Origin of the sequence: Geofilum sp. OHC36d9 (genome assembly GCF_052400685.1) — a bacterium.
In the GTDB taxonomy this organism is placed as follows: domain Bacteria; phylum Bacteroidota; class Bacteroidia; order Bacteroidales; family Marinilabiliaceae; genus CAZHHH01.
Map to the genome: position 1 here is coordinate 72828 of NZ_JBQTGJ010000006.1, position 17155 is coordinate 89982.

Annotated in this window: 8 protein-coding genes; 1 reads left to right on the top strand and 7 read right to left on the bottom strand. The window is 41.5% G+C overall.

The window, feature by feature from the left end; all coding sequences use genetic code 11:
- Positions 1-2: 2 nt before the first annotated feature.
- Complete coding sequence (locus ACT3CD_RS08445; RefSeq protein ID WP_444644772.1) at positions 3-2579, bottom strand: serine hydrolase domain-containing protein; 2577 nt, start codon at positions 2577-2579, stop codon at positions 3-5.
- Between the two features lie 380 nt (positions 2580-2959).
- On the opposite strand from ACT3CD_RS08445, the gene ACT3CD_RS08450 reads away from it, so the two are divergent.
- Positions 2960-3361 carry a response regulator gene (locus ACT3CD_RS08450; RefSeq protein ID WP_444644774.1) on the top strand — a complete coding sequence of 134 codons (402 nt, stop codon included), beginning with the start codon at positions 2960-2962 and terminating at the stop codon, positions 3359-3361.
- Positions 3362-3456: 95 nt separating this feature from the next.
- Here ACT3CD_RS08450 and ACT3CD_RS08455 read toward each other — a convergent pair whose 3' ends face one another.
- The 6 genes from ACT3CD_RS08455 to ACT3CD_RS08480 form a co-directional block, all read right to left on the bottom strand.
- Positions 3457-4266 carry a glycoside hydrolase family 16 protein gene (locus ACT3CD_RS08455; RefSeq protein ID WP_444644776.1) on the bottom strand — a complete coding sequence of 270 codons (810 nt, stop codon included), beginning with the start codon at positions 4264-4266 and terminating at the stop codon, positions 3457-3459.
- Positions 4267-4804: 538 nt separating this feature from the next.
- Complete coding sequence (locus tag ACT3CD_RS08460) at positions 4805-6250, bottom strand: PKD domain-containing protein (protein WP_444644778.1); 1446 nt, start codon at positions 6248-6250, stop codon at positions 4805-4807.
- A 200-nt stretch (positions 6251-6450) separates the two neighbouring features.
- A complete protein-coding gene (locus ACT3CD_RS08465; RefSeq protein WP_444644780.1) occupies positions 6451-7962 on the bottom strand; it encodes a RagB/SusD family nutrient uptake outer membrane protein in 1512 nt (503 codons plus the stop codon).
- Between the two features lie 60 nt (positions 7963-8022).
- A complete protein-coding gene (locus ACT3CD_RS08470; protein WP_444644782.1) occupies positions 8023-11160 on the bottom strand; it encodes a SusC/RagA family TonB-linked outer membrane protein in 3138 nt (1045 codons plus the stop codon).
- 881 nt (positions 11161-12041) lie between these two features.
- Positions 12042-15098: a regulator gene (locus ACT3CD_RS08475; RefSeq protein ID WP_444644784.1), complete on the bottom strand. Its 3057-nt coding sequence runs from the start codon at positions 15096-15098 to the stop codon at positions 12042-12044.
- 21 nt (positions 15099-15119) lie between these two features.
- Positions 15120-17093 (bottom strand): OmpA family protein, encoded by a 1974-nt coding sequence (locus tag ACT3CD_RS08480; RefSeq protein ID WP_444644785.1) that lies wholly within the window; start codon positions 17091-17093, stop codon positions 15120-15122.
- Positions 17094-17155 lie beyond the last annotated feature (62 nt).

Below are 17155 nucleotides of genomic sequence, written 5' to 3' on the forward strand. Positions count from 1 at the left end.
CACTAATATTCCAGAGCCCGATAAATGGCATCCTGCACTTCTGTGCGAATGTTCATGCGGCCCAGTTTATTATTATAAGCAGCCGGATGAATACGGTTGGAAAGAAATATATACAACAATCCGGTGGCCGGGTCTGCCCATACCATGGTCCCCGAAAAACCGCTGTGTCCAAATGACGAGGGTGAAACCAGCAGACCAGCAGGGCTTACCTTAGTGGTGTCGGTCTCCGGTTTATCAAAGCCCAGACCTCTGCGGTTAAGGATATGTTGACGCGATGAAAAAAAACGAACCGTTTCCATATTCAGATATCGCTTCCCGCCGTACGTACCGTCATTGAGAAACATCTGCATGACTTTAGCCAAATCGTTGGCATTACCAAACAATCCGGCGTGACCCGACACCCCTCCCATCATTGCAGCACCCGGGTCGTGTACATCTCCTTGCAGCAATTGCTTTCTGAAATACTGGTCATTTTCGGTGGGAACAATCTGCCGAAGTGGAAAATATTGCCAAACATTATAACGTAACGTTGTGGCCCCCATATCGTCAAAAAACCAACGGTACGAGAGTGCATCCAGCGTGCTGTCGGTTAATTCCTCGGCCACTTTCTGTAGCAACATAAAATTAAGGTCGCTGTACAAATAATGTTTTCGTTTCAACGTTGCATTTAAAACAGACTTATAAATCGTATCACGATAAGAACTGAGAAGATACAATCCCTGCGCCACTCGTATCGAAAAAGAGTCGCTACGCTGCGGTCGGTACAAATCGTCACGGTACACCGCCGTTTTATTCATAAACAGATTCTCATCCATCTGAATAGAAAATCGAGAATTACGTCCCCACCTAAGCAGAGGGCCTTCTAAGCGTGTCGTATCGATCGTATGCTGATAAAAAGGGATAAAAGCAGGCATTCCCGACTCATGTAACAGAAGTTCACGCAGGGTGATACCAGCTTTATCAGTGGTATCGACCTGCGGCAAAAACAACGACAAAGAATCAGTCAATCTCCAGCGCCCCTCATCGTACAAACGCATCAATATTGGTAAAGTACCTATGACCTTCGTCACCGATGCCAAGTCGTACAAATCGGAATTTTGCACCCTCTGTTCTTTTTTATATGTGTGCCATCCGAAACTTTTCTGATAAACCACCACACCATTGCGGGCCACCAGCACCTGCGCTCCCGGCGTAGCCGCTTCATCTATGGCCCGACCAACAATGGAATCAATGACAGCAAGCGAGTCGGCATTCAAACCAACTTCCTGCGGTAAACCGTATTTCAGTCGCAGAGCAGGCAAAGCCACCGCATAAGACTTAAGTGATTCCGGCAGCCACTTAGGCCATGCACCAATCTTCACACCGATACCGCCATAAACCACCTGAGCCATTTTTTCCCATGCCAAAGCGTTATTTGACCAACTCAACACGGCTGCATCTAACCCTTCTGGCATTTCCCGGAAAGGCAACAAACCGGGATGACCGGCCCATATCGCCACAATCTGTGCTTTGGGATTGCTTGCCTTCAATTGCCCCAACTGAGAGTTAAAACCGCCTTCGAAGACAGATTTATCGCTCATTAACCAAAAAACAAAATCAACAGAATCAACATCCCGCTTATCGTAATAATTTTGCGCCATCGCGATAAAAGAAGAATAGGAATCATTGGGAGTTCCAATAATCTTAATACTGGCAGACAGCGAATGTAGAGGTAGGGGGTTGCTGACCGACTTTTGAAGCACCATTATACTATTTTCATATACCTGATGAATTATCCTTTCCTCGTCGGACGGATGTCCCGTTACAGACCTAAATTTTGATTTCTTCGACCATTCAAAACGAGCTGCCAGAACGATACGACAAGCGTCGTTCAACTTGCCAACAGGCAGCCACCGACTCTCAAACCCGTGTGCCAAACGACTCAAATCCGCCGTATAATCCCTGGAGTAAAAAAGCGTTCCGGCTTTCAGCAACTCCTCTACCGACCACTCGGCCAATACCCGCTGATGAATCATGCGAAATGGCACAATACCAGAAATGGACTTCTTATAAATACTATAAACAGGCAAACGGGACGCTTTTATCCCTATAAAATGACGGGGCACCGGATATACATTAAAAGCCGCAGGGGCCTTGCTATCATTGGGTAACCACAAACGCAATGCCGGTAAATAATAGGAACGTGGCTCAAACTCCCTACTGACAAAATCTTTCGAAAAGGTATAACTATTTAAACAAAACCCCTGATTCCGCCAGTGACGATAAAATAAACCATCCACCTCATCACGCAGCGACTTATCAACCAACGATAATGTCTTCTCGTCCGGAAAATAAGACTCAACATCCTGAAATTTAAACCCATTTCTTAAATCATAAACCTTCAAAGAACTCAACGACGACCATTTGGTTGTATGAATCACACGATCAGAGGTCGTCTTAAATTTATAAAATCCCGGCATTGGCAACCGACTATTGGCTACATCGCTCAACATCGCGTTATCCAAGGTATCAACTATCATAATTGATGCAACTTTTTCTTTTAACGACAAAGTGGTCAGGACAGAATCAGCCCAAGCCATTGCGCTATCAGTAAAATTCGTTGATTGAGAATATATTAATAAAGGAAAACACCAGAAAAAAATAAATATCCAACTCTTTCGCACACTCATTTTAAAATTTTCAGGAATAAATATCAAACGAAAAACCATCAAATTTAATCGATCCCCCTAACATTTCCGCAATTCACACGTTAAAGCTTTTTAACACACAAAAGAATTTGATCCGCGTTCACACCTGTTTTATGGAGGCACCCGTACCACGATATATCACTTTACTGTGTTAAAGATCATTAACAACAACCAAACGCATCAAGAATAGAAGGTTTTCACAATAAAGAGAGAGAAAACTAAAATAATATATTATTTTTGATATTCAAATTACCAAAAACCCAAGCTGTATTATGTCAGACACATTAAGTAATTCGTTGAATCAGGATTGGAAGGATAAAACAATTCTTGTGGTTGAAGATGTTGACACCAATAAAATATTCTTTGATGCAGCTCTTCGCAGAACTAATGCCCTAATTTTATGGGCTAAAGACGGTCAGGAAGCCATCGACCTTTTCAAGGCCAACGAGGTAGATCTCATCCTCATGGACTTGCAACTCCCGGTAATGGATGGCTATACGGCAACCAAAGAAATAAAAAAATTAGACCCAGAAGTACCTATTATTGCGCAAACGGCGCATGTAATGTCGGGCGAACGTGAAAAATGCATCGAAGCCGGCTGCAACGACTACCTGGCCAAACCAATCAGACTCCAAATTTTGATTGATACCTTATCAAAATATCTGAATACCTAAACCAATATTAATTAACCATAAAAAAAGGGCTATCTATCCGATGCCCTTTTTTTCTCAGCGACTCAACGAGCCGCTTTTATGCAACAAAAACAGACTCACTCCTTTTGATAAACCCGCACATAGTCAATTAGCATTGATGCAGGGAACACCGCATCATCAACTCCTCTGAGTCCACCCCAATTTCCGCCAACAGCGACATTCATTATCAGATGAAAAGGCTGATTAAAAGGCCATTCCTTTGTCCCGTTTCCACTATTATTAAATGTAAAGACCTTTTCGTTGTCGATAAAAAAATCAATGTTATTGGGATACCATTCAATGGCGTAAACATGAAATGCAGATTCGCAGGTAGGATAAAAAAAGTGCCCCCCAACCTGCGTTCCAATACTATGGTTAAATGCATCGGTATGAATCGTGGTATAAACTGAATCGGACTCATAACCAACATGTTCCATAATATCTATTTCACCACTGGCCGGCCAACCGCCGTAAGCCCAATCGGTTGGCAACATCCAGATGGCGGGCCATAAGCCTCTGCCTCCCGCCAATTTGGCCCTAACCTCCACCTTGCCATAAAGCCAATCCCCTTTACCTTTCGTCGTTAAACGGGCCGAGGTATAATTAAACCCCTCCATTTGTTCCTTTTGTGCCACAATACGGAGAAATTCGCCATCAACCTTCGCATTGGCAGCCTGAGCAACAGTATAATATTCAAGTTCGTTATTTCCCCAACCGTAAGAATTCCCCACAGTATCGTAATTCCAACGAGCGACATCAGGAAGTCCTACATAATCAAACTCATCCGACCAAACTAATTCCCAATTATTTTTCGAACTGGTTTTACAACCCGACATCACACACACACACACCATAATAAAAATCCAGATCTTTAAATATTTTCGCATATTTCACCAAATTAATGAGTGCTTACAAGGAAAGTCCAACTTTTACATTATGCTTACTCTCAAAATGGCCATTTACCATAGTAAATTCACATTTTGCGAACTTCGCAAACCTTGAATTTGAACATCTCTTATCAAGCCCTTGAATTTTCTTGCTAACACTAATGACCGAAAGAATATATACTATTCTTTGAAACACTAGCATAACGTTTATTAAAATCTATTAAAAAACTCATCGGATGATTCTCTTCATAAATAAACGGGATATTCATCCGATGAGTAATCATATACTTCTAAAACTTAAAATTAGTGGTATCGAGCTAAGCAAGCCTTAAATCCGGGCTTTTTTGCTAAAACTCATGACTTAATAATCAGCCACTAATTAGTGTTTGTCTATAAAGTCCAACTTCTGCGTTACGCTTGCTCTCAAAATGGTCATTTAAGGGAGTAAACTCACATTTTTAGAGCTGCGCAAGCCTTGAATTTGAACTTTATATTTCAAACACTTAGTTTATGGAAAGGCTCTAATTAAACAGAACCACTATTCATGAAAACTAAAATCGTCGAAAAAGAAGATGCCACCTCCGGTATGTCCCTCAGTACCAAATTGAATTACAATTTTATCATAATCGGTACGATCGTTCACATCGGTAAAATCGAAGGTCAATTCCAACCACTTATCTTTCTCAAGATCAGTTAACAACACTTCGGTTTGAGTAGACCAGGCATTATTCCCCAATTCACTGTTTTGAAGTTTCACGGCAACCGAGGCCTGTAGCACATTATTCATTAAATCGCCAGCTGTTTCATTTTCAGTGGTATAATCATTATAGGATGGTATAAACACTTTCAATGTAATTTTATTCTGAGTGGTGAGATCAAATTTGTAGTCCGAAACAGTATACGAGATGTTAGAATAAAACTCTCCCGCCTTCTTTTGATACAGATAAACCGTTGAAGACTCATTTAAAGGCACCGGAGCCGGATTTTGATATGCCGAATCAGTTAACTCACCCATAGCCTCCTTCTCAAAATCAATTTCAGGCTTTTCACTTTCAAAATCCTCGAACAAAGGTTTAGCCTTTGTAGGCGTCACAGGTTTTACATTTAATTCTTTAGGCACAAAACGATACCACCAGCCATTACCATCCTCAACGGTACTGGCACAAGTCACATACATGGCCGTATCAGATATGGAAACAATATGGTACGTGGAAGTTCCGGCATAATGGCCCAAAAAAGCACCATTACTCAAAATTAAAGTTGAATCAGAAGTAACCAATGTAAAATGATAGTTATCGCCCGGCGCATATTCCACATCAAAATCGCCGGCCAAAGGCACTGTTGAATTAGAATAGCCCAAATCGGCCAATCCAAGTCGGCCTGCATTGTTAGTATATACAGAACCATTATTGTTCCATATCAACTCAACGCCAACTTGTTTAAAGGTAAACTCATTACTATACAAGCTGCACTCAAGTTTATCATTAGGTCCTGCAGCCCACCAACTAGGCGTGGTGCCAACGGGCCCCACCCCAAAGTGACCTGAGTGATATTGGTCAAAAACCCACGTCTTACCGTCAACAGCTTCTGCTCCACCCGTAAGAACTGTATATAAAGGATTTGACAACAAAGACAAATCATCATTTTCAATAACAACAGACATTGTTTTAGAGGCAACGCCTTTGGGGGTGTACAACGCCAAGGTGACATCATAAGTACCTGAAAAAGGATACTCACTGACAACCTCATCGCCATTTTCCTTTGTATTATTACCAAAATCCCAATTTGCAAGACCAGTAATAGCAGAGGTATTAACAAATTCAATAATATTAGCATTCTCGGCCGAAACTGTTGCAGTAAAGGTCACATCATCTTCGGTAGGTGCGCCATCAAACGAATAATCGTCCAGCTCCTGTGGCGCACAAGCGACCAGCAAAATGGCCGACAGAGTCACAAACAAGACGTGTTTTATAAATTGTTTCATAGTATTCAAATTATTTGTATTATCAATAAATTTTATTTGTCGAAAACAACTATTAATCAGGTCTGGCTATAAAATTCAACTTCTGCGTTACGCTTGTCATAAAAACAGTCATTTACGAAAAGTAAACGCCTTGATTTTTATGACTTCGCAAGCCTTGAATTTGAACTTTATATTTCAAACACTTAGTTTATGGACAGACTCTAATTATACCCGGGATTCTGGACCAGTTTGTATTCCCCTTCCGTCTTGTCGATTTCAGCCACCGGGATGGGTAGATATTTCATATAATCGGACCAGGTACGTGTAGAAGAAAATGCAGCATTATCTTCATTTAACAAAGCTGTATCGCCCCAACGAACCAAATCCCAAAAACGCATTCCTTCACCCAAAAACTCGCGCCGTCGCTCCAGTTTAATATTAGCAGCAGTAGGGGCTATCGCGCCGACTTTAGCTCTGGTACGAACAGCATCTAAGGCTTCCTGCGCAGTTAAGCCACCATCAACAGCCACGCCATCAATGGTTATCAACTCGGCAATATTGAGATAAGCCTCCGACAAACGGAAGATACGCAAGTTATTCTCATAGTTTAAATCCTGATCACCGGGAGGCAGATTGTAACCAATACGTGCCGCATATTTTGCCATAAAATAGCCGGTATTCTGAAAACGGACGGTATAATCATCTGATTCAAAATGATTGATCGAGGCCTCCCGTCTAACATCGCCTTCTTCATACAAATCAAAAACTTCTGTTCGAACCGGGCCAAAACCCCATCCGCCCTGATACACCTCTGAATTTTTCAATTCGTTGGGCGAAATAAAAGCCGGCAAATTGGTTCCATAACCAGACCAACCACTAGCCCATGTTTTACCACCATATTCACCTGGCAAATGATTCACCTCCAAAATTGATTCATCACAAAACTCACCCTCACGCGGCCATATAGAGGCAAAATCGACTAATTCATACCCCCCATTTACAACCTTATTCATCTCACTCATCACCTCAGTATAACGGCTATCGTCTTTCTGATACATCACCACCCGAGCCTTCAACATATATACAGCAGCCATTGTAGCACGGCCTTCATCCCCGGTATCGTAACGCATAGGCAATGCGTCAAGATCAATAATCTCGTCAAGATCGGCCATTATAAAATCATAAATTTCATCTGCCGTATATTGAGGAGCCATATAAGGTGATTCCAACGCAGCGGTAAAATATGGAATATTACCCCAAAATTTCCAGAGCCAATGCGTATAGTAAGCTCTAAGGAACAAAGCCTGCGAGCGAAGTTCGGCCACCCGGTCTTCGGAAACATCCACCGCATTATCGCAAGAGGTTAGCGCATCGTTACACCTGGCAATGCCCGTGTAATAAATATTCCACAAACCTTCCGGTGTTTCTGAAGGATTCATATTAAATTGCGACATGTGATACAATAGCTGTTGATCACCGGCATCATTACCTCCTTTATAAATATCGTCTGAGCGTAGATCCGACATAAAAACAATACTGTTGTATTGATTGTCAGCATAAGTGTCGAACAAAAGAATCTGATAAGCCGAAGTAACGTTAGCATCTATGGCCCCTTCGGTAGCCGAACCGCCAGATGCCTGCGATTCTGTCGGGTCAATGGTTAAAAAGTCGTCGCTACAGGAAGAAACCATTGCCAGTGCAACGAACATTAAAAAACTAATATATTTTTTCATAGAAATCTGTTTTTCAGTTTTAAACCTTAAAAAATAATATTCCGCAACAAAAACGTCTGCTTAGAATGAAATATTAGCTCCCACCGAAATTGTTCGGGCTTGCGGATAAATACCACGGTCAACCCCTATGGTGGTATATCCACCCGAGGCTATTTCAGGATCAAAACCATCATAATTCGTGATCGTCAGCAAATTTTCAGCTGAAACATATACTCTAAATTTAGAAATGGAAACTCTATTACTGATGGAAACCGGGAGGGTATATCCCAATTGAATATTCTTCAATCGCATATATGAACCATCTTTAATGTAAAGATCGGACGACGCCCAGTTTCCATTTATATTCTTATTAGTCATGCGAGGTATTTTATTAGATGTACCATCGCCGGTCCAGCGATCCAGTATCCATGCCGGCCGATTCATCGCCGGGATATCGCCACGCATAGCAAAATCGAAGATATCGTTACCCAGGGTCCCTTGAAAAAACATATTGAAATCAAAATTTTGCCATTCGCCACCCAGACTCAAGCCATAGGTCCAGTCGGGCATCCCCTTACCGATTTTAGTACGGTCGTCATCATTGATCAAATCGTCACCCGAAACATCAACAAAACGGACATCTCCTGGCTGAGCTTTTTTTCCATACTTCGTATTATAAGCATCAGCTTCTGCCTCATTTTGTAACAAACCATCGGTCTTATAGCCATAAAAATAAGGGAATACTTCTCCATTTTCACCCTTCACGTACGAGCCAACACCAGAGGCTCCGGCACTTTCATAAATGGTCTGACCGGACTCGTTACCCAGATTAATTAACTTATTTTTAAGATACGAAGCATTGGCATTTGCATAATAAGAAAAATCACCAATTGAACCTTTGTAACCCAATTCTAACTCAATCCCTGAATTTTCCATATCACCGGCATTTGCTATGGGGCTCGATTTCCCGACATAGACTGGAATCGGCTGATCCATCAACATACCTGTCGTTTTTTTATAGTAATAATCAATACCGAAATTCAATGCACTACGAAACAGACGAGCTTCAAAGCCGACATTCGTTTGTTCTGTTTCCTCCCATTTAACATCGGGATTAGACAACTGTGATGCACTGGCACCATAAGACATTGCCATGTCGTCGCCGCTACCAAAATAATAATTCTGGCCACCGCTCATCAAACTGGTATATTTAAACTCGCCAATTCGCTCGTTACCATTAACCCCCCAACTTGCCCTTATTCTCAAATGATCGATAAAATCGGGCCGTTTATCCATAAATGGCTCACTGGTAATATTCCAACCTACTGATACAGAAGGAAACACAGCCCATTTATTATTGGCTCCAAATCGTGACGAACCATCGCGACGCACCGTAGCCTGCAGCATATATTTTTCCTGAAAGTTGTAATCAACACGACCAAAGTAAGAGGCCAGCGTCAAGGATGAAAAACCGCCTGTACCACCAGCAACGCGCTCGAGTGAACGATCGGCGATGGCGTAATTAATATTTGCCTTTGAAGCATCATATTCCAAAAGATCATAATCATCGCCATATAACTCACGCAACTTATATTCCATAGCCGATTGTCCGGCTAACAACGTAAAGTTATGACTGTTATTCAATCTAAAATTATAGGTTAAAGTATTTTCTACCTGCCATCTGAAACCACGGTGCATCTCAGAATGGACACTGCTTTGAGTAATATCTTTGCCCTGCGAAGCTAAAAAATAAGGGAAAGTATAACCATCCTGCCCCCAAAAAGCCAAATCGACACCATAACTTGATTTAAACTTCATTCCTTTCACCACATCCAATTCGCCCCAAAAAGTTGAAACAAACTTATCATCATTATTGGTGCTGTTGGTTGGCGAATTAAGCATTGCAACAGGATTCGCAATTTCCTGAAAGCCACTGGGAGGTATTGAATACACCCGTCCATTATCGTCTGTAACGGCATAAGGATGATCAGCCAACACAGCATCAGGATCTTCGGCATAAACCGGCACTAATGGATTAAATGCCAAAGCACTCCCCAATATTGAACCATACTCAGAGTTGGTTTCGATACCCGATGACAACGATCGTGAATAGCCAATGTTTGCGCCTACACGAACTTTGTTAAGAAAACCACGGTCATCGGTTTCAAATACTGTATAGTTATTATTAACGCGAACACTGTAACGCTCATAATTCGACTTATCATAGTCGCCCCCAACAATACCTTCCTGGTTAAAGTATCCAAAAGAAAGGAAATAACTGCCTTTGTCGTTTCCACCCTGAAGACTGATCTGTTGATTTTGTACAGGCGCATCGTAATTAAAAGTTTCATCCTGCCAATCGGTACCATTACCCGAAGCAGCTATTTGTTCAACCGAATAACGCGCATCACCGCCATCGTTGACCAAAGCTTCATTAATAATAGTCATATACTCGGGGGCATTTAAAACTTCGCGCTTTTTCCATGGATTTTGCCACCCATAAGAGAAATTATAATTAACACTCGCTTTTCCTTTCGCACCAGACTTGGTGTTTACCAAAATAACACCATTGGCAGCGCGAGCACCATAAACAGCAGCCGAAGCGGCATCCTTCAACACCTCGACTGATTCAATATCGGTGGGATTCAAATAATTAATTCCTCCGTCAACAGCCATACCATCTACAATATAAAGAGGCTCACTATTATTTACGGTACCAATACCACGGATTCGCACCTTGGAATCGGATCCAGGCTGCCCTGAACTTTGAGTAATCTGAACACCAGAAACCTTGCCTTTCAACACATCTTCAATTCGTGAAGGTTTGGAGTTACGTAAGTCTTCGGCATTCACACTGCTTATTGCTGCTGTAATCACGCTTTTTTTCTGAACACCATAACCAATTACAATAACTTCATCCAAATCAGTGAGATGTTCGGTCATCTTCACATTGATTGTTGAGGCAGTTACCACAATCTCCTGATCTTCCAGCCCTATAAATGAATACACCAACGTCGAATTTTGCTGGGTATTGAGGCTGTAATAACCATCAATATCGGTTATGGTTCCCGTGGTAGTTCCCTTTTGCATCACACTGACGCCGGGAATGGGCAAACCATCTGAAGCGGACGTTACACGCCCCGTTACAACGATGTCCTGAGCCGCAACTGCTATTGCGAAGAACATCATCAGAAAAAACAATTCCAGACTTTTTTTCATAAGTAAATTATTTAAAATTGGTAGTTTTTAGTGACTGTCAGTATCCAATCCCGTCTTCGATAAGGAAAAAGCGATTTTCACAAAACAGCATTGTTATAACTGATCTTAAAAACACAAAACTATTTCTATATGTTAATAAAACACAAAAAGACAGTACTCTAAAAACTCATTTAAGTCAATAACAAACCTCACAAAAAACTCATCTTCACAAATCACAAAACCATCATTAATAAAGAATTAACGAATATAAAAGAAATACAAACGCCTCACAAGCACCATTCATCAGACTCAAAACAGACGACTCAATAGGCATACAAAATTTAACACTTATAAAAAAATACACGATATTACAATCGAATCAATTAATCCGAATCATTGGTGCCCCAAATGCACTAAAACCAGGTTAACAATTTTGTCAGAAGAAAATGTGGACGCAAAAGGCTTCATCGTAAAATGAAACAACTATAGTTCGCAACTAAAGCACGCCAGTGCACTTTATCTGCTAACTCTATTAATGCAAACTTTTATGAGCCTTAGTTATTAGTCCCATACAAACTCTAAAAAGCAAAATATTGACAGATGAAACGAGCCATGAGAAATTGGTTCACTCACAGAAGTATGATTAATTCCTGTGAGTTTCATGTGACCTTAAAAATGAAATTATAAACACATGAAAGTCTCAAAAATGAATCTTTGATATGTGTCACTAAAGATTTCTGGCAAACACCAGCTGATGTTTGTCTATAAAGTGAACTATTCCATAAAAACAGTCACTTATAATAAGCAAACGTCTTGATTTTTTTTATAAATTAGCGAGTCTTGTATTTAAACTTTATATTTCTAGCACGTAGTTTGCGGACAGGCACGAGCTAAAAAAATCATCAAATATTCCTGATAAACTCATTCAGGTTATCTTTTCCTTCAAGTCCCAGTTTTTTGCGCAATTTGTAACGATTGTTTTCTACAGCGCGAACACTAATATTCATCAATGAGGAAATCTCTTTTGAAGACATTTCCATACGTAAATAGGCACATAACCTTGTTTCACGCAGGGTTAAATCAGAGAACTGCTTACGTAAACGATTAAGAAAATCCTGATGCACCTGCTCCAAATGGATTTCAAAAAGTTCCCACTGCGATTCATTATCGATATCGCGATCAATTTTTCGTACAATTTCGCTTACCTTATACTGAATTTCTTTTAGGTTGCCATGCCGATATATGCGCAATAGGTCGTCTTTAATATTCAGCAAAAAATCATTTTTCTGAATCACATTTATGGTCGAGTTAGCCAGTTCTTTTTCTTTAAAAACCATTTCATTCCGAAGCTTTTCATTTCGAAGTCGAATCATCTCCTTCTCCTTTTCCAATGCATCGTTGCGCAAATGCTCTTCCGTGATACGAAATTTCTCCTGCTGCTTTTGCAATTCCATAGCCCGGCTACGACTTATCAACCAGTTTAGCAAGTACCAGGCAAACACAAGAAGCAGCAATACCACCACCCCATATATCACTCTGGCTGTGATGGTACGATACCACGGTGGAAGAACGACAAATTTAAAACCAACAGGTTGACTTTCTACACCATGAATATTTCGGGCTTTCACCCAAAAAATATATTCCCCATTGGGAATATTGGTCAACTGCCGCTGAGTGGAATAGGAATAATTAGTCCACCCCTCATCAAACCCCTCAAAATAAGAAGAATAAAGCATTCGTGTAGATTCAAAACAGGTAGCAGAATAATGCACCTCAAAAGAATTGTGTGAAAAAGGCCATTCAGGTATCGTGTCGAGCGTCTCTGTAGAATGGTAATAAACAACTTCCGGATCCGATAAATTACGCAACCCCCTAATATGCACGTTAAAAGGCTGCATAAATGCCTTGGTATCGTTGACGGCGTAATGTGCAAAACCATCCTCAATGCCTATCAACACGTTTTGTTCATCCAGAACATTTAAATACTCAAACCCGTTAACCAACTTTCCTTCAACCGGATAAAAAGGACTGGTCACTTTTTTATAGGTTCCATCATCAAGTTTCCGCAGCACGCCCACATCGCGACTGGTAAAAAACCAATAATTCAAAAAACGATCCTGATGGACCAATACCGGGAAGCTATCCACCGTAAAATAATGATTCAAATAGTGTCTATAAAAACTCTCGCTGTTGTTATCGTAACCAAAAACACCCCTTTCGGAGCTAAAAATGACGCCCTCATTCACTTTCGAAACATTTAGCGCCAAACCTGAAGGCAAACCGGGTGCATTCTCAAACGACTCCACAGCCTCTATGGTCTCATAATCTTCAGAAAACTGCAATCTAAAAACACCCCTGTAACCATGTGTAATCCAAAGTCGATCGCCTTCCCATTCCATAAAACGCGCCGATTCATTAAAACCGGTCAAACTTTTATAATATGTCCAGCGCTCATTTTCATTCTTTAAAAGAATCAAACCATTATAAGTACCCACCAACAAAAGATCCTCGCGTCCGGGTGGATACCTGAATATCCAGCCCCCCATCACCGATGGTGGAGTTATTTGCCTTACCTGTTCACCTACAATCTCAAACACACCATTATTGTGACCGCACAAAAGCTGCCCTTCATTTACGGAAAACAAACTCCAAACCTGCCCATTAGTCTTTTCTAAGCGATGAAAACTCGTTCTATCCTTAACGGGATTATCAAACATTTCCCGCTTGATATGATACAAGCCCTGGTTGGTCCCCAAATAAACAGACTCCTTACCAACCGATGCAGCATAACCCGTACCAATATCGTAATACCCCTGTATAAAATTTATGGTTGAGTTATAGTTAATGCGGGCCACTCCGTTATCCAGTCCAGCCCAGATATTACCCTCCTGATCAATGGTAAGTCCCAAAACCGTGTTATTATTCAGCCCCCGGTCTTTATTAACCATCGTCATCAGATTTCCGCTTTTATCGGTCACCACCACACCCGACTGAATCGTTCCAAAAACCAATTGATTTTCGCGATATTCAACGCCACAAAACACATTCATCTTTGCGAGAAAGTCGGCTACCGGTGCTTGCCATGAAGTAAAATCCTTCTGATCCCAAAAATACAAACCATCAGAAATAGTGGCTATTAGAAATTCGGTCGGTGAAAGTGATAATATAGCGCCTATACTTTTACCTGCAAAACGAGCCCCACCAGGCACCTCATATAATGAATCATTTCGCAACTCCATCAATCCGGCCATTTCATCATAAATCAACAGTAACCCGTTAACCAAAAAGGCATTCGAGATTCGGGACCTGGCCGGAATCCAACTGAGGGTTCCGTCTTCTTCATTATAAACCACCAAACCCTTATCGGCCTGAAAAACGATATTACCATTAAAAACTACAATATTCCACACATCCCCAACTGATTTATAATCGTCCGTTGATGAAAGGGAATGATAAACGAAGTCATTCTTATGGTTCGTCTCATAATAACCAAATTCATTAAACGCGCCCATATAAATTCGCTGGTTCCAGGCTAACACACTGCGATGAATAACGTCAGCACTTTTGGGCAACAAACGCCAGTCTATACCGTCAAACTCAAGTATCCCATCATTATTAGCAAAATACATAAGACCATTAGCCGCCTGGCTAAGCTTCCAATTTTGAGTTCCACCGCTGTAATTACGTCGATTAAAGTAAAACACTTCAGGAATACCATACAATGCTGAATGACTGGCAAAAGCAGAAATCACAGTCGGATAAAAGAAGAAAAAAAGGTAAAATAAGGCAATTAGCGCATGCCTGAAAATACCATTGGCAGATAAGAACGCTTTATTTTTAAGATTTGCGAAACTTGATAGATATAAGTTTGCTATAATAAATGACCATTTTGAAAGCAAGAGAGCCGAAAAAGATAGTATTTTCTTGCTGACTCCAATTAATGGTTTAACTCTTTTCATGGCTCACACCATTTTATATTATTAAAGGACAGTTATTTCAGTACGTCTGTTTTTCGCTCGCCCCTCTTCCGTCTCATTATCCGCCACCGGTTGATTCATGCCAAACCCCATGTATTTCAAACGGGATGCATCAACCCCCTTATCTACCAGATATTGATAAACCGCTTTTGCCCTGTTTTCAGACAGCCGCTGATTGTAATCGGCCCTCCCCTGGTTATCGGTATGCCCCCCTATCATAATTTTAACATCCGGATTGGTCGATAAAAATTCGAGTAACCCCTCTAACTCCGATGTAGACTCTCCCCGCAAAGAATAAGAATTCAACTCAAAAAATATATTTTCAAGCGTCATCATAGCCCCCCGATGAACAGGATTAAGAGGAATATCCAGATAATAGGGCTGATCCAAAGGATGCGCCCTTCCAATATCAAAATGCCCCGAATAGAAGAGATAACCAGGATGCGAAGCTCTAAAGGCGAAACGCCCACCCAGCGGAAGACATACCAAAAAATCGCCCGACTTCTGATTACTCTTCGACGACACAATATTGACACCGGTTTTCAAATCATTCAGTTCAAATTCTGCCGGCAATGTAGCACCGGTTTCAGCATCAAAAACACGCCCTTTTACATACGTAACAGGCTGCGGACGCAATGGCTCCGGCAAATTAAGCCAATAAATGCGTTTATTTTTCGAATCACTTTCGCGTCCGTCACTGGCCAGATAACCCTTGTCACCACTGGCATTGACTACAAAACCAACCTCATCGCCCGGCGTATTAATGGGCACACCCAGGTGTAGCGGGATATCCCATTCGCCCGTCGATTTTTTGCGACTCAAATAAATGTCAGAAGCGCCCATCCCGGCCCGTCCGTTCGACGAAAAATAAAGCGTCTGGTTATCCTGATGCAAAAAAGGAGAACTCTCGTCCTTCTCGGTATTAATATTTTTACCCAGACACCTCAAATCTCCGAAAACAGGCGTCCCATCGTCAGTAAAACGCTGAATGGTAGCCCGCCATATATCTTTACCACCAACACCTCCCGGACGATTACTAACAAACATTATGGTTCTGCCATCCGACGAGAAAGTAGGCTGTGACTCCCAATAAGGCGTATTTACCGGCATCCCTAAATTAACCGGATCGCTCCACACAGAACCTTCCTTCTGTGAAAAATAAATATCACAACTGCCACGCCCATCCGGGCGACCGCATGCTGTAAAAAAAAGCCAGTTCCCGTCGGCCGATAATGACTGGGCTCCTTCATTACCGGGTGTATTTATGCTTCCCTCCAGTTTTTTCCGGGGTAACCAAAGAGAATCCCCCCTCTCGGATATATAAAAATCTTCCTGAAAATAGAGCGCCGATTTAGGCAACTCCTTCTCTTTAAACAATTGGTAGTCGCGCGGCACGAGCACTGTGAACACCATATACTTCTCGTCGGCAGTCAAACTCGGCCAGTAAGCATCCAAATCGTCATTCACCCCATCGCCGGCCGAGTAGAGATCAATATTATAACGATTGCTCATCGCTTCCATGGCGAACCTTGTGCGCCTTAGCCAATCGTTAACCCGCGGCATTGAATGCTCATTGGCAAAGCGCCATTTATAGCGATCAAACCACGTTAAAGCCTCTTCATAATCAGCCAGGTTATACGCGGCAACGCCTATGTTATAAAACGACAGCGGAAAAAAAGTAGAATCAATAGCCACCGACCGCCTCAAAAAATCAATCTCCTTATCATATTCACCCTTCTGATGAAACAAATCGGCAATCACCAGATACGGTTCTATAAAATCAGGCTCTTTGGCTATCGCTTTTATCAATAATTCGTAAGCCTCATTGTTTTTCCCCATACCAAAATAATTACGGGCTTCTTCATAAAGTTTTATTGCTGAACGGTTTTTGGTCGACAGCTCCTTTTGTCCCACAACCACAATCGGCAATAGCAATAACATTAAAACCACCAACAATCGTAAATGAAAAACTTTCATACAAAAAGGGTTCAATCCATTAATAATTAGTGCTTGCATAAAAAGTCCAGCTTCGGTGTTAT